General features: G+C 46.1%; 12 protein-coding genes. 10 read left to right on the top strand and 2 right to left on the bottom strand.

Annotation, left to right across the window (positions count from 1 at the left end; all coding sequences use genetic code 11):
* Positions 1-3: 3 nt before the first annotated feature.
* Positions 4-1,062, bottom strand: a complete 1,059-nt coding sequence (gene pdhA, locus GK108_RS00070; RefSeq protein WP_163940940.1) for a pyruvate dehydrogenase (acetyl-transferring) E1 component subunit alpha — start codon at positions 1,060-1,062, stop codon at positions 4-6.
* A gap of 176 nt (positions 1,063-1,238) precedes the next feature.
* Here pdhA and recF point away from each other — a divergent pair, with 176 nt between their 5' ends.
* The 8 genes from recF to GK108_RS00110 all read left to right on the top strand — a co-directional run bounded on the left by recF (position 1,239) and on the right by GK108_RS00110 (position 12,451).
* Positions 1,239-2,339, top strand: coding sequence for a DNA replication/repair protein RecF (gene recF, locus GK108_RS00075; protein WP_163940943.1), 1,101 nt, complete (start codon positions 1,239-1,241; stop codon positions 2,337-2,339).
* Positions 2,340-2,551: 212 nt separating this feature from the next.
* Entirely contained in the window at positions 2,552-3,184 is a 633-nt protein-coding gene (locus GK108_RS00080; protein ID WP_163940946.1) for a TetR/AcrR family transcriptional regulator, read from the top strand.
* Positions 3,171-4,820 (top strand): TolC family protein, encoded by a 1,650-nt coding sequence (locus GK108_RS00085; protein WP_163940949.1) that lies wholly within the window; start codon positions 3,171-3,173, stop codon positions 4,818-4,820. Before GK108_RS00080 ends, GK108_RS00085 begins: the two co-directional genes overlap by 14 nt.
* Before the next feature lie 72 nt (positions 4,821-4,892).
* On the top strand, positions 4,893-6,020 hold the full coding sequence (locus GK108_RS00090; protein WP_163940952.1) for an efflux RND transporter periplasmic adaptor subunit: 1,128 nt from the start codon (positions 4,893-4,895) through the stop codon (positions 6,018-6,020).
* A gap of 25 nt (positions 6,021-6,045) precedes the next feature.
* Entirely contained in the window at positions 6,046-9,480 is a 3,435-nt protein-coding gene (locus tag GK108_RS00095) for an efflux RND transporter permease subunit (RefSeq protein WP_163940955.1), read from the top strand.
* A 121-nt stretch (positions 9,481-9,601) separates the two neighbouring features.
* Positions 9,602-10,897 (top strand): metallophosphoesterase, encoded by a 1,296-nt coding sequence (locus tag GK108_RS00100; protein WP_163940958.1) that lies wholly within the window; start codon positions 9,602-9,604, stop codon positions 10,895-10,897.
* Between the two features lie 124 nt (positions 10,898-11,021).
* Positions 11,022-11,876, top strand: a complete 855-nt coding sequence (locus GK108_RS00105; protein WP_163940959.1) for a dienelactone hydrolase family protein — start codon at positions 11,022-11,024, stop codon at positions 11,874-11,876.
* 272 nt (positions 11,877-12,148) lie between these two features.
* The gene (locus tag GK108_RS00110; protein ID WP_163940900.1) at positions 12,149-12,451 is read left to right on the top strand and encodes a hypothetical protein; all 303 of its coding nucleotides are present in this window, start codon (positions 12,149-12,151) and stop codon (positions 12,449-12,451) included.
* A gap of 95 nt (positions 12,452-12,546) precedes the next feature.
* On the opposite strand, the gene GK108_RS00115 is transcribed toward GK108_RS00110, so the two are convergent.
* Positions 12,547-12,987, bottom strand: coding sequence for a gamma-glutamylcyclotransferase family protein (locus GK108_RS00115; RefSeq protein WP_163940961.1), 441 nt, complete (start codon positions 12,985-12,987; stop codon positions 12,547-12,549).
* An 81-nt stretch (positions 12,988-13,068) separates the two neighbouring features.
* Here GK108_RS00115 and GK108_RS00120 point away from each other — a divergent pair, with 81 nt between their 5' ends.
* Both GK108_RS00120 and typA read left to right on the top strand, forming a co-directional pair.
* Entirely contained in the window at positions 13,069-13,275 is a 207-nt protein-coding gene (locus tag GK108_RS00120) for a hypothetical protein (RefSeq protein ID WP_163940963.1), read from the top strand.
* A 217-nt stretch (positions 13,276-13,492) separates the two neighbouring features.
* Positions 13,493-15,307 (top strand): translational GTPase TypA, encoded by a 1,815-nt coding sequence (typA, locus tag GK108_RS00125; protein WP_163940965.1) that lies wholly within the window; start codon positions 13,493-13,495, stop codon positions 15,305-15,307.
* Positions 15,308-15,331: the final 24 nt, after the last annotated feature.

Raw genomic sequence — 15,331 nt, forward strand, 5'->3', positions numbered from 1 at the left:
CTCTTATTCCATTAGGAAAGGATAGTCTTGTTGCATGTACACATCTTTATAAGCTTCTGATGGATCTGGGAAAGGCGATTCATCGGCAAACTTAACAGACTCGTCAACAATGCCTTTAATCTTCTGATCGATAGCGGCTAAATCCTCTTCGGTTGCGTGTCCGAGTTCTAAAATGCGAGCCTTAACGAACTCAATCGGATCACGACGTTTGTATTCTTCTACCTCATCCTTAGACCGATATTTCTGAGGATCAGACATAGAGTGTCCACGGTAACGATACGTACGGAATTCAAGGAAAGATGGACCTTCATCGGCACGAGCGCGTTCAGCGGCCCGGCTGACAGCTTCGTGAACCGCTTCCACATTCATGGCGTCAACTGGTTCGGAAGGCATATCGTACGCTTCGGCCAGCGTGTACAGATCCGTTACGTTCGAGGTCCGTTCTACCGAAGTACCCATGGCATAGCCATTATTTTCAACGACGAAAATAACTGGTAGTTTCCAAAGCATGGCCATGTTGAACGCTTCGTGGAAAGCACCCTGACGAACGGCACCGTCACCCATGAAACAGATACAGAGGTTACCTGTCTTGTTGTATTTCTCGGCAAAGGCAATACCAGCCCCCATAGGAATCTGAGCGCCTACAATGCCGTGACCTCCCATGAAGTTGACCGATTTGTCGAAAATGTGCATCGATCCACCTTTACCTTTAGAGGAGCCAGTTTGCTTGGCAAATAACTCCGCCATTACGGCATTAGGATCAGAACCAAGGGCGAGTGGAATACCGTGGTCACGGTAAGCTGTGATCCATTTATCATCTTTCGTCAAAGCAGTGTACGACCCTGACGAACCGGCTTCCTGACCGATATAAAGATGGCAGAAACCCCGAATTTTCTGTTGACCATAGAGCTGACCGGCTTTTTCTTCGAATTTGCGTTGTAGCTGCATCGATTCGTACCAGTACATATACCGCTCTTTAGGGTGCTGCGTTTTTGCAGCTGCCGGAGCCTTACCGTTCTGTTTGGCGGTTGACCGCTCGGATTTCTCTTTGACGCTTGCCATGAGGGAATAAGTTCAATAAAAGTCAGCAATCGCTTCTGGCGACCAACAGAGGTCCTGTTTACCTAACAAACCGACCGTATCTTTGTTGCCAATATCAATTAGCTTACTGGGTCACTAGATGAAGTAAGCAATTAACAGCCGCGAAATTACGCAATATAGCGTTATGCACTACACCTATGCACCTGGAAAAGCTGAGCCTGACCAATTTTAAGAACTATGAAGATGTCCGGTTTGCCTTTGGGCGGCAGGTAAATGTGATTGTGGGGCCCAACGGAAGTGGTAAAACCAATCTGCTGGATGCGGTTTATTTTCTGGCTCTCAGTAAAAGTGCCTTCCAAAGTCAGGACGCGTTAAGTATTCTGCACGATGCGGACTATTTCATCATTGACGGAATTTTTGCGGAAGAGAATAGAAACGTTCAGATAACCATCAGCCTGCAACGTGGCCAGCGTAAGGTGTTGATGGCGGATAAAAAGCCCTACGAACGTATCAGCGAACATATTGGCCGCTTTCCGGTGGTTATGGTTGCCCCAAACGATACCGACCTGGTACGGGACCATAGCGAAGATCGTCGCCAGTTTTTTGATGGCGTGCTTTCGCAGCTGGATGCTGACTATCTTCGCAACTACCTGATGTACCAGCAGGTATTGAAGCAACGTAACAGTTTGTTAAAACTTTTTGCGGAACGAAATCAGGTCGACAACGACTTGCTCGATACGTATGATGAACCGCTGCTGGACCTTGGGCAAAAAATCCATGACCGTCGCCAGCAGTTTGTTGAGGACTTTTTGCCGGGTTTTCGTCGGCACTACGCCTATTTGAGTGAAGATCGGGAAGCCGTTACCATTGTTTATGAGTCGGAAGTTGGGAATCCAAACTTTGCCGATGAGTTCAGGCATTTCCGTCGGCGCGACACGGTTCTGCAACGTACTACGATGGGGATTCATAAAGATGATTATGGCTTCATGATTGCCGGACACGCTGGTGAATCGGTGCCGCTGAAAAAATTTGGTTCTCAGGGGCAGCAGAAAACATTCGTCATTGCGCTAAAGCTGGCCCAGTTTGAGCAGCTTCAGGCCGAAAAAGGAATTAAACCCATCTTATTGCTTGATGATATTTTCGATAAGCTCGATGATCGACGTATCAGTAAACTCATCCAGCTAATGGATGAAGGCGCTTTTGGACAGCTTTTTATTACGGATGCCCGGCCCGAGCGCACAAAAGAATTACTGAATAACGTACAGGCTGACGTTCGTTTTTTCCAGACGGGCGAGTAGTATTTTCGACAAAAACTCACATTGGCTTTCTTCCTGTCTGGCTAATCCAGAGTTTGTTCATATGATGCTCTGCAACCATCAAATTCGTCGGCTTGTTGAGGTAGTTCACTCCTTTATTTTGGCCGTTCGTCACATATCTGGAAATAAGCCGGAAACTCTGAACTATCTTTGAGTTTCCAAAGTTCAGTCCGTAAAAGTTCTATTTTTTATTGATGAAAGAACGAATCCTGGCGGAGACAGAACGACTATTTTGGAAGTATGGAGTTCGATCCGTAACGATGGAAGACATCGCCAAACAGCTTGGCATCTCAAAGAAAACAATCTATCAGCATTTCACCGATAAAGAAGAAATTCTGTATCAGGTAATGCTCGATAAAATGGTTAAAAATCAATCAGAAATGGATTGTATGCCCGCCAAGATGGCTAATCCAATTGAAGAGATCCTGTCTGTAATGACAATGATACAAAAGCAGGCAGATCAGGTCAATCCTAACTTTCTAATTGATATCAGACGATATTACCCAAAAGCGTATTTGCTTTTCCGGCAATATAAAGAACAGTTTATAGTTCAGTCTATTCTTGAAAATATACAAAATGGTGTTTCTCTAGGCTTATATCGTTCAGATGTTAATCCAAGCATTATGGCTCGTTTGAGGGTCGAACAGATTGAACTTGCCTTTAATTGCGACATCTTCCCTACCAATGAATATAGCATGCTGGAAATACAGCGCGAATTGATGCATCACTTTGTTCGGGGCTTATTAACCGAGAAAGGCTTCACCATTTACAATGAACATGTTAATACTAAAAATGAGTACAACCAATCTGTCTATGAAAAGAAGTAGTCGACTTCTGATTGCTGCGCTCTGTCTGTCGACAAGCTGGTTTGAAGTGACAGCACAAGTCTCCGCTCAGCCTTCAGTTGGCCAGCAGCCCACCGGTGCAGCGGCCAGCGGCCAGCAACCCGGCGCTCAGCAACCGGCCGGTACGGGCGCAGTGGTCGCTCAGCCGGGCGTAACGCCTGGCACGGGAGTGGCTGTACCGGGTCAGCCTGGTACTACTGCGGGTGCTGCTCCTGCTTTGAACCCAGCTTCAGGGCCTGTAAACCTTCAGCCTACTGTTATTTCAACGTTTAATTCGGGTCTGGGACCCGCAGTAACCGGCCTCAAATCGTCAAACCAACAATCGAATGGACAATCCTTTACACTACAACAGGCAATTGATTTTGCCATTGAAAAAAATGTCAGTATACGTAACAGCAAGCTTGATGCTTTAAGCGCTGACGCACGGATAAAAGAAGTTAAATCGTCGGCTTTGCCTCAGATTGCCGCCAATGCTTCGCTGACCGATAACGTAATCATTCAGAAAGCTTTTTTACCAGCCAGTACGTTTGATCCAAGTGCACCCTCTGATGTATCGGTGGCGTTACCGTTTGGGGTTAGTTATTCAGCGAATGCTACGGTAAGCCTGAATCAGGTAATCTATAGTCCCAGCCTGAATGTCGGATTACGGGCGGCTGCTACGTATCGTGAGCTTGCTCAGCGGAATTTACAGGCAACAAAAGTTACCGTAGCCGAACAGGTTGCCAAGGCATATTATGGTGTGCTGGTGGCCGTAGAACGAGCTAAATTGCTCGATTACAACATTGGGCGGCTCGATACGCTCTTTACGGAGACAAAGGCCCTTAATCAGCAGGGATTTGTTGAAAAGCTCGACATTCAGCGACTGGAAGTGCAGGTAAATAATCTGCGTGCCGAACGCCAGAACGTTCAGAACCTAATTGAGTTGAGTTATCAGCTACTCAAGTTTCAGATGGGTTTGGGCGTGAATGACGAAATCTCGTTGGCAGAACAACTGCAGGACCGGGCTGTTGATGATTTACGTCCATTGATTTCACCAGATCCTACCTTTCGCTACCAAAGCCGGATTGAGTATTCGACGCTGGAAACACAGATCAGAATGGCGGAACAGGATATTGAGCTGACGCAGAAAGGTTATTATCCGTCTCTGGCCGCATTTGCTAACTACGGTTATAATACGGGCCGTAATAACTTTAGCCACCTTGTGACACAGCCCTGGCTCAATTTTGGAACCATTGGCCTAAGTTTACAAATCCCCATTTTCGATGGGTTTCAGAAACGCTACCAGATTGATCAGAAGCGTATTACGTTGCAAAAAGCACAAAATAGTGGTGAGCTGCTACGTAACTCCATCGATCTTCAAATCCGACAGTCGAGTATTACGTTGAATAACGGTTTACAAACCCTGGAAACTCAGCAACGCAACCGCGATCTGGCACAGGAAATTGTTCGGGTGGCTCGAGTAAAATATAAAGAAGGTGTCGGGTCCAGTATTGAAATCCAGAATGCTGAAGCTTCCCTCCGCGAGGCACAAACCAATTATTTCGCTTCTCTGTACGATTTCTTAATCGCGAAAGTTGATCAGGATCGCGCATTAGGGCGGCTCTACATAGGCAATTAACATTCAAAGTTCTCGCTGTTCGACTACATACCGAGCAGCATGGATAAGACCTTTTAAAATCAATTAGTTGACATGAAACCATATTACGCTATTGCCCTTGTGAGCCTCCTGTCAGCCTGCTCACAGGAAAATAAATCGGATCTGCAAAGCAAACGCGACGAACTCGCTCAGTTAAAATCGCAGCAAACCGAACTGAATACCAAGATCAAAGCACTGGAAAGTGAACTGACAAAGCTAGACCCTAAAAAAGCCGAAAACACACGTATAAAAGACGTAACGGTAAGCCCTGTATCAGCCACTACGTTCCGGCATTTTGTGGAGTTACAGGGTACGATCGATGCTAAAAATAATGTAGAGGTATCGCCTAAATCGGGTGGTGTCATAACGGCCGTTTACGTCAGAGAAGGCGATCAGGTGCGGGCGGGTCAGGCTATTGCAAAAGTGGATGATCAACTGTTACGTGAATCGATTTCAGAGGTGAAAACGCAGCTCTCGCTGGCTAATACAGTATTTGAAAAGCAGGAAGCATTGTGGAAACAGCAGATCGGCACCGAGATTCAGTATTTACAGGCGAAAAATAATAAGGAATCGCTCGAACGCCGGTTATCGACGCTGAATACGCAACTGGGCCAATCGACCGTAACAGCGCCGATTTCGGGAGTTGTTGATCAGGTACACGTTAAGGTGGGGCAGTCGGCAATGCCGGGTGTGGGTCTGGTTCGGGTTGTCAATCTGTCGCAACTGAAAGTAGTCGCGAAAGTATCGGATAGCTACTCGGGCAGTGTACGGAAAGGCGATGCCATAACGGTTGAGTTTCCTGATATTAATCGGAGGCTGAATTCGACCATTTCGTTCGTGGCTACAACCGTTGATCCGTTGAGTCGGACATTCACGATCGAAGCGCCACTGCCATCCGATAAGGCATTGAAGCCCAATATGCTGGCTCGCGTAAAAATCAATGATCAGACGCAGGCAAAAGCCATTGTTATTAATGAAAATCTGATTCAGGATACCGAAAATGGGAAGCTGGTTTATGTGGCTGTCAATGAAGGCGGCAAGAAGATAGCCAAAGCAAAAACGATCAAGACCGGACAGGCCTACGGTGGACAAATTGAGGTGACGCAAGGGTTACAGTCGGGCGATCAGATCGTTACGGCTGGCTATCAGGATTTAACGGATGGACAACCGATCAGTTTCTAACTGACAATCGAAAACTCATTTTCAGATGAAATTTGAAAGCTATAAAACCCTCGGATTCACCAACTGGTGTGTAGAAAACCGAACGGCGATTTACATATTCACCTTCCTGATCACTATTGGTGGGTTGTTTGTGTATAACAATCTGCCCAAGGAGCAATTTCCCGACATCAAAATACCGCAGGTATATATCAATACGGTATACGTCGGTACGGCTCCGGCCGATATTGAGAATACCATTAACAAGCAGATTGAGAAACAGCTAAAGTCGATCTCTGGCGTTAAGCGTATCAAATCGAATGCGTTGCAGGACGTATCGGTTATTCTGGTCGAATTTAACCCCGATGTTGAGTCGGCCGAAGCCTTGCAACGCGTTCGGGACGCTATTGATAAAGCGAAGCCTGATCTTCCTCAAAAACTGGATGCGGGTCCTACGGCGCAGGATGTTGATATTTCGGAAATGCCGATCATGAACATCAACATGGCCGGAAATTTCTCGCTGAAACAGCTGAAAGAGTATGCCGAAGATTTGCAGGATGTAATTGAAGGTATGCCCGAAATCCGTCGTGTCGATATTGTTGGGGCGCTGGAGCGTGAAATTCAGATCAACGTCGATCTACCACGGATGCAGTCTGCCGGGCTGGCCTTTACCGATATTCAGCAAGCGATTCAGGGCGAAAACATCAACGTATCGGGCGGTGATCTGAACGTTGATGGTGTGCGTCGGACAGTCCGTGTGAAAGGTGAGTTTACCGATGTATCACAGCTCCAGAACTTACAGATACGTACCGCAACGGGTGCTACAGTACGGCTGGGTGATATTGCGGAAGTAAGGGATAACTTCGAAGAACAGCAAGATTTTGCCCGTTTGAACAACAAGTCCGTTGTTACGTTGAACGTTATCAAACGGGCTGGGGCTAACTTGATTTCGGCTGCTGACCGAATTGAGTTAACCATCGAGGAATATAAGGAGACGCGTTTTCCGCAAGGACTGGATATTAAAATTACAGCCGATCAGTCGGAGCGCACCCGCGAAGAGGTAAACGACCTGATCAATACCGTTGTATTGGGATTCATCTTTGTGGTATTGGTCCTGATGTTCTTCATGGGTGTTCGGGATGCCATTTTCGTCGGCTTGTCGGTACCGCTGTCGGCACTGGTTGCGTTTGTCCTGATGCCGGTTGTTGGGCCAGTGGTTGGAGCCGCCTTTACGTTGAATACAATGGTGCTCTTTGCCTTTCTACTTGGTTTGGGGCTGGTTGTCGACGATGCTATTGTTGTGATTGAAAACTCTCACCGCCTTTTCAACGAGAACAAGGATTGGGATATCAAACAGGCCGTAAAAGCGGCTGCTGGTGAGGTATTCGCTCCGGTATTGTCCGGTACGTTGACCACTATTGCGCCTTTCTTCCCGCTTCTGTTCTGGCCGGGCATTGTTGGGGAATTTATGAAATTCCTGCCGTTGACGCTGATTCTGACGCTGTTTGCTTCGTTGTTTGTGGCTTATGTAATCAACCCTGTCTTTGCCGTTACGTTCATGAAGCGGCATGAAGATGACCACCACGAAGACAAGCAAACCTTTGAAGCCATCAAGCGGCCGTTGATAATCATGACCGTTTTAGCGGGCATTGGCTATGTAATCGATCGCGGTATCGGTAACCTGTTTGTGCTTTTTATCATCCTGTATACGTTCAATCACTACGTACTGACGCCGAAACTGATTGTTCCTTTCCAGGAGAACCTGTTACCTAAGCTGAAGAATGGCTACCGGAAGTTGATTTCCTGGATATTGCACGGCTGGCGCCCTGTATTGGCTATTGTAGCCGCCTTTGGTTTGCTGATTCTGACGTTTATTATTACCGGAATCGCCAAACCGCAAGTACTGTTCTTCCCGAGTGGCGAACCAGACTACGTATATATCTACAACGTAATGCCGGTTGGTACCGATGCCCGTGTAACGGACTCGGTGACGAAGGTGATCGAGAAGCGCGTGTTCAAGGTGCTGGATGATAGTAAGGCAACCGATATTGTCAACTCTGTGATCTCGAACGTAGGTAAAAACGCGGGCGATCCTATGAATCCCGATCGTTCTGATACTCCGCAAAAATCGAAAGTGACCATTGCCTTCAAACCCAATGAAGAACGGCACGGCATTTCGACCGATTCGATCTTGAGTAAAGTTCGTCGGGCCATGACGGGCTTGCCGGGCAGCGAAATTTCGGTAGAGCGGGAGTCTAATGGTCCACCAACGGGTAAACCAATTGCTATCGAGATTGCTGGTGAAGAATTCGATCAGTTGAAAAAGCTCGAAAAGGTGGTGCAGCAGAAAATTGCACAGGCAGGTATCCAGGGAATTGATCAGTTAAAATCCGATCTGATTACCAATAAGCCCGAGATTGTGGTTGATATCGATCGCGATAAGGCTGAGCGCGAAGGTATTTCGTCGGGGCAGGTAGCTATGGCTATCCGGACGGCTTTGTTTGGTCTGGAGGTCTCGAAGTTCCGCGACGCAAAAGACGAATATCCGATTATGGTACGTCTGAAACAGGACGACCGTAGTCAGATCGATCGATTATTGAGCCTGAATGTTGTGTATCGTGATATGGTGATGGGCGGACAACTACGTCAGGTTCCTATTACGTCCATAGCAAACATCAGTTATTCGACTACGTTCAGCCAGATCAATCGGAAGAATCAGGAACGTATCGTTACGTTAAGTTCCGACGTAGTGCCGGGCTACAACGCCAACGAAATTGTGGCTCAGATTCAGGAGGTTATTAAAGAAGTGGACGTACCGAACGGCTATACGGTCAAGATGGGCGGTGAGCAGGAAGATCAGCAGGAAGCCATGAGTTTTTTGGGATCGGCCTTTTTAATAGCGCTGTTGCTGATTTATCTGATTATGGCTACTCAGTTCAACTCGGTCGTGAAACCACTGATCATTTTCGTTACGATCCTATTCTCGCTGATTGGGGTACTACTCGGTTTCGTGATCTTCAATAAGGATTTTTCGGTGATTATGTCGGGCGTGGGTATTATCGCGCTGGCCGGTATTGTCGTCAAAAACGGGATTCTGCTGATTGAGTTTATTGAAGAATTACGCGGTCGTGGCGTTCCACTTCGCGAAGCCATTATCGAAGCGGGTGGTATTCGGCTAACGCCGGTATTGTTAACTGCGTCGGCCGCTGTACTGGGTCTTATTCCGCTGGCATTCGGGATTACGGTTGATTTCGTTGGTCTGTTCCGTGATTTCAAACCGCATGTAATCATCGGTGGCGATAGCTCTGTTTTCTGGAATATTCTGGCCTGGACCATCATTTTTGGTCTAACCTTCTCGACTGTTCTTACGCTCGTGATTGTGCCCTGTATGTACTGGATAAACGAACGTATCCGGATGAAATGGTTTGGTAAGAAAGACCCCGCCCTGGAACAGAAAAAACAGCTGGAAGAAGAGTTAGTCTAGTGGGTTAAAAAGCAGCGAAACAGCACAGAATATGCCGAATGGTAGTGATTCTGTGCTGTTTCGCTGCTTTTTAAACTATTGTTGTGACGGCCATGTTGTCATACATCGATTAAAAAACTATATGAACCGTACCGCCTTCTTGTTTGTCCTGCCAGCTATTATGCTGCTGATTGACTGGTATGTCTGGCAGGCTGTTAAAACCCTGAGCCGTTCGACATCTGAAAGTACCCAGCGTATCATTGCTATCGTTTTTTGGGGTATTACGGTGGCTTCCCTCCTGCTCTACGTAGCGCTTCAGTACATGCCGCCCGATTCGTTCGGAAAAAACACGCGTACCTTTTTGTGGGCTAGCATTGCTATTCCTTATTTCTCCAAGGTTTTTGCCGTTCTGATTATTTTCATTGATGATCTCGGACGATTTTTTCGCTGGATCGTATCGCTGTTCTACAAACCAGAAGTTCGTGAAGCGGTCATCGAAAAATCGAATGAGACTATCACATCTACTGGTACTATACCAAACGATGCAATTTCCCGCTCTGATTTTCTGATGAAAACGGCGCTGGTGGTTGGAACCGTGCCACTGGTGGGTTTTACCTGGGGTATTTTATCGGGTGCCCACGATTACCGCGTTCGCCGGATCAAACTGCCGTTGAAAAATTTGCCGTCGGGATTCCACGGAATGACCATTGCCCAGATTTCGGACATTCATACGGGTAGTTTTTTTAATAAAGTGGCAGTAAAAGGCGGGGTGCAGATGCTGCTGGATCAAAAACCGGATATCGTCTTTTTTACGGGCGATCTGGTCAATAGCCACGCCGAAGAAGCTAACGAATTTATCAATATTTTCGACAAAGTGAAAGCGCCACTGGGGGTTTATTCAACCCTTGGCAACCACGATTACGGCAAATACGTCCAGTGGCCGAGCGCACAGGCCGAACGTCAGAACGTACTGAACGTAGTGGCAGCTCACAAACAGATGGGCTGGAACATAATGCTGGATGAGAATAAGATCCTGGAGCAGAACGGCGATAAAATTGCTCTGATCGGTGTGCAAAACCTTGGTTTTGGACCGGCGGCACTACGTATGGGTAATCTGGCTAAAGCCTATCAGGGAGCCGAAGATTATCCGGTTAAACTGCTTCTATCACACGATCCTACGCATTGGGATGCGGAAGTTCGGCCAAAGTATTCAGCTATTGACGTTCAGTTTAGTGGCCACACACATGGCGCGCAGTTTGGCGTCGATCTGGGTGATGTCAGGTGGAGCCCGGCACAATATTTTTACAAGCAATGGGCTGGCCTCTACCAGGAAGGTGATCAGCGGCTGTATGTAAATCGGGGTTATGGCTATATTGGTTATCCTGGGCGAGTGGGTATCCTACCAGAAATTACCATTTTTGAGTTAGTAAAGGCTTAATTCGCTACGTAGTAAAAAAGGGTAAATTGTATGCGAATTGCAGACAGTTTACCCTTTTTGCATGTTAACTAATCGCTTTGTTACTTATTGTTTTTAAACGATCAATCAAAATCATCAATTGCTCATGAAAATCGTTTTCATTACCGGTATTTCTTTCTTTATGTCGTTATTCTCCTGGTTCTTGCCCGAGCAGGAAGAAACAAAAATTCCTGTCTGCCACACAGCTGGCAACGATATGTCGGCGATGGCAGCTGATCCTGCTTTTCAGCGGCTACACCCTGCTCCTCTCCCTTTTGTCTATACAGGTGCGGGTGAAATGATCAAATTCTCAACGCCGGATGGCCAATCGGCAAATGCTTTTTTTCTGAAAGCGAAGAAACCATCCAACAAATGGCTGCTGGTTTATCAGGAATGGTGGGGTTTGAACGATAACATCAAAAAGGAAGCTGAGTCGTATTACAACGATTTAAAAGATGTTAACGTAATGGCCGTCGATATGTATGATGGCAAAGTAGCTACTGAACCCGCCGAAGCTGGAAAATTGATGCAGTCAGCTAGCGAAACCCGGCTGGAAAGCATTCAAAAAGGAGCGATTGCTTACGCTGGTCCGAAAGCTGAATTTGCCAGCATAGGCTGGTGTTTTGGCGGTATGCTTTCCCTAAAATCGGCTCTATTGGAAGGAAAGCAGGCCAAAGGATGCGTAATGTACTACGGTCGGCCCGTGCAGGACGTAGACAAGCTAAAAACGCTGAATACCGACGTACTGGGTATTTTTGGTAGCCAGGATAAAGGCATTTCTCCCGAAACAGTGAAGACATTCGAAGAGAATATGCAAAAGGCAAACAAGAAAATAACCGTGAAAATGTACGATGCTGGCCACGGCTTCGCTAATCCCAGCAATCCGGTTTATAACAAAGAGGCTACGGCTGATGCGTATAAACTGTCTCTAAACTATTTGAAAGAGAAGCTCAAGGCCTAGAGAAACGTACTACCGACGTTTAAAAAGCCCAGCCTCATTAGTGAGTGCTGGGCTTTTTAATAAAACTTTAACCATGTCGGTTAAACGTAGCAAAGAGTTATTTGTCTAACCTACAAATCGTTAAAAACCGAATGGTTAAGTGCGTTTGAGTAGCCGTCATAGTTAATAAATAAACGCATTTTGATTGGATGGGTAGCTTATAAAGCTGCAATGACGATTTTTAAACTAAAGCGTAAAATGGTGGTTCAATAAATAAACAGCGAATAAAAATCATGAAAACGATAAAACTTTTGCCTGGATTGACGGCTGTTTTATTAGTCGTTCTGATGGCAAGCTGTGGTCCTTCTTATGTGAGCACAGGAGTAGGTTATGCCCCCCGGCCTTATTATGGATACGGGTACGGTTATCGCCCATACGGCGGCTATTATCGGCCTTATTATCGCCCACCGGTTGTGGTAAGACCTCAGGTAGTTCGCCCGCGTTATTATTCGTCTCCTCGTTATAATAGTCCGAATGCACGTAGTGGCTATAATAACGGCTATCGAGGAGGAAGCCGTAGTCGCGGACCAAGGTAGGATTCAGAACCGGGATTACACAGATTAGGGGATTAAGGTGATTTTGCTTAAGAAAAGCGCTTCAACGAAGCGAAAAACAAAATCACCTTAATCCCCTAATCTGTGTAATCCCGGTTCTGAAGAAACAACCTATAATCCCCCGACCGAATAATTGGCTTATTCACAACAGAATGGTTGTAGACATAGGCCCAGCAGGAAACAGTATTGGTCTGTCCATCGCTATCTGACGTAACAGGAATTATTATTCTTATATATTCAGTTGGTGGATCGAATTCATTCCCAACACCTTCGTAGACGTCAAGATAACGTAGAACGGCTTCCTGATTTTGGCCAAGGTCATATAGGGAGCCTACCACGGCAGTAGCACTACCTGCCTGATAAACAGCACCTGGATAATTACCTAAATCATACAGAAGCCCCGGAAAACGTCCTTCACCTACGTAGCGGGCTTGTTGACGGAGAGATTGAGCGAATGCATTATCAAAACCTGGACGTAGCGTACCATAAACGAAGAGAAAATTAGATGTATCGTTCATAATCAATTAAATAATAGATTTTTAACTAGTATTGTGACTAACGACCCCAAAAATTCGTTATGGACGAAACAGGTTGAGACAATGAAAAAGACGAAATTATTCTTACTGGCCGCAGCGTCCCTCCTACTGCTTGAGGTACCTCTTGAAACGATGGCTTCTGAAACCAAAAGCACAGCAGAAACCACAGTTATCGGTCGTAAGCGAAAAGGGTATAAACCTCGTCGGGGTGGGTTGTTTAATACTGGTTTATTTCGGAAAAAGAACCCTTGCGGTTGTCCTAATCATTAAGCAATCGTTAAGAAATTGTATTTATAGCAGAGCTAGGCCCTTTTCTGGGCCTTTTTTCGTTTTATTAGTTGTAAAATTCTGTGTTTCAGCGTAAAATTCTGTATCTTTGCGGAAAAATTGACTGTCTGAACTGTGATTTGTGTGATTGTATGATTACGCTGATTCGAGTAAATCATAGTTCATCAGAGCAATCAAAAGAATCACAGTTTAAAACTGTATGCAATCAATTCGCAACATAGCTATTATAGCACACGTTGACCACGGTAAAACGACGCTGGTTGACAAGATTATTCACGCGTCCAAACTCTTTAGAGACAATCAGGAATTCGGCGACCTGATTTTGGACAACAACGATCTGGAACGGGAGCGGGGTATTACCATCGTTTCTAAGAACGTATCGGTTCGTTACAAAGATGTAAAAATCAATATCATCGATACACCGGGCCACAGTGACTTCGGTGGGGAGGTTGAGCGCGTACTGAAAATGGCTGATGGCGTTTGTCTATTAGTCGATGCGTTTGAAGGGCCAATGCCGCAAACACGCTTTGTATTGAGCAAAGCATTGCAATTGGGGCTGAAACCGATTGTTATCGTTAATAAGGTCGACAAAGAAAACTGCCGTCCTGAGGAAGTGCATGAGCAGGTTTTTGATTTGATGTTCAACCTCGGGGCAACCGAAGATCAGCTGGATTTCCCAACGGTCTACGGTTCGTCGAAACAAGGCTGGATGGGCCCCGATTGGCAGAAGCCAACTGACAATATTACGTATCTGCTGGATACGATTGTTGAAACTATTCCAGCTCCGCCAATGAATGAAGGGCTGCCACAGTTGCAGATCACGTCACTTGACTATTCGGCTTTCGTTGGCCGGATTGCTATTGGTCGTGTTCATCGTGGTACGCTGAAAGAAGGGGCCAATATGGGCCTTGTTAAGTCGGATGGTTCTGTGAAACGGGTGAAAATCAAAGAACTACACTCGTTCGAAGGTCTTGGTAAACAGAAAGTGACTGAAGTACTCTGCGGTGACATCTGTGCCGTAACGGGTCTGGAGGATTTCGAGATTGGCGATACGTTAACCGATTATGATAATCCTGAAGCTATTGCTCGGATTTCGGTAGACGAGCCAACGATGAACATGTTGTTCACGATCAACAACTCGCCTTTCTTCGGTAAAGAAGGTAAATTCGTTACGTCGCGCCACCTGCGCGATCGCCTTTACAAGGAGATCGAGAAAAACCTGGCGTTACGTGTTGAAAATACAGATAGCGAAGACCGCTTCCTGGTGTATGGTCGTGGTATTCTTCACTTGTCGGTTTTGATTGAAACGATGCGTCGGGAAGGCTATGAACTGCAAGTTGGTCAGCCACAAGTACTTTATAAAGAAGACGAAAACGGCCATAAACTGGAGCCAATCGAAACGCTCGTTGTTGACGTACCGGAAGAAACGGCTGGTAAAGTAATTGAATTGGCAACCCAACGGAAAGGTGAACTACTGATTATGGAGCCTAAAGGCGATCTTCAGCACCTTGAGTTCGAAATTCCATCACGTGGTCTGATCGGTCTGCGCTCGAACGTACTAACTGCTACGTTCGGTGAGGCTGTTATGAGCCACCGTTTCAAGGAATATCAGCCATTTAAGGGCCAGATTCCTGAGCGGATCAACGGTTCGCTGATTTCGATGACTAGCGGTACTGCTACAGCTTATTCGATTGATAAACTGCAGGATCGTGGCTCGTTCTTTATTGAGCCTGGTGATGAGATTTATACGGGTCAGGTAATTGGCGAACACAATCGTCAGAACGACATCGTAGTAAACGTACAAACGGCGAAACAATTAACGAACATGCGGGCTTCTGGCTCGGATAATAACGTGAAGATTGCGCCAAAAATCACGTTCTCACTGGAAGAATGTATGGAATACATTCAGAAAGATGAGTACCTGGAAGTAACGCCTAAAGCACTACGTATTCGTAAGATTTTCCTTGATGAGAATGAGCGGAAACGTAATGCCAGTAAGTTTGCAATGGCGTAATCTGAATAGCTTAGAAATAAAAAA

Origin of the sequence: Spirosoma terrae, from assembly GCF_010435915.1 — a bacterium.
GTDB classification, from domain to species: domain Bacteria; phylum Bacteroidota; class Bacteroidia; order Cytophagales; family Spirosomataceae; genus Spirosoma; species Spirosoma terrae.

Coding starts and splice junctions, on each gene's coding strand:
- pdhA (WP_163940940.1), bottom strand. CDS start 1,062: ATGGCAAGCGTCAAAGAGAAATCCGAGCGGTCAACCGCCAAACAGAAC.
- recF (WP_163940943.1), top strand. CDS start 1,239: ATGCACCTGGAAAAGCTGAGCCTGACCAATTTTAAGAACTATGAAGAT.
- GK108_RS00080 (WP_163940946.1), top strand. CDS start 2,552: ATGAAAGAACGAATCCTGGCGGAGACAGAACGACTATTTTGGAAGTAT.
- GK108_RS00085 (WP_163940949.1), top strand. CDS start 3,171: ATGAAAAGAAGTAGTCGACTTCTGATTGCTGCGCTCTGTCTGTCGACA.
- GK108_RS00090 (WP_163940952.1), top strand. CDS start 4,893: ATGAAACCATATTACGCTATTGCCCTTGTGAGCCTCCTGTCAGCCTGC.
- GK108_RS00095 (WP_163940955.1), top strand. CDS start 6,046: ATGAAATTTGAAAGCTATAAAACCCTCGGATTCACCAACTGGTGTGTA.
- GK108_RS00100 (WP_163940958.1), top strand. CDS start 9,602: ATGAACCGTACCGCCTTCTTGTTTGTCCTGCCAGCTATTATGCTGCTG.
- GK108_RS00105 (WP_163940959.1), top strand. CDS start 11,022: ATGAAAATCGTTTTCATTACCGGTATTTCTTTCTTTATGTCGTTATTC.
- GK108_RS00110 (WP_163940900.1), top strand. CDS start 12,149: ATGAAAACGATAAAACTTTTGCCTGGATTGACGGCTGTTTTATTAGTC.
- GK108_RS00115 (WP_163940961.1), bottom strand. CDS start 12,987: ATGAACGATACATCTAATTTTCTCTTCGTTTATGGTACGCTACGTCCA.
- GK108_RS00120 (WP_163940963.1), top strand. CDS start 13,069: ATGAAAAAGACGAAATTATTCTTACTGGCCGCAGCGTCCCTCCTACTG.
- typA (WP_163940965.1), top strand. CDS start 13,493: ATGCAATCAATTCGCAACATAGCTATTATAGCACACGTTGACCACGGT.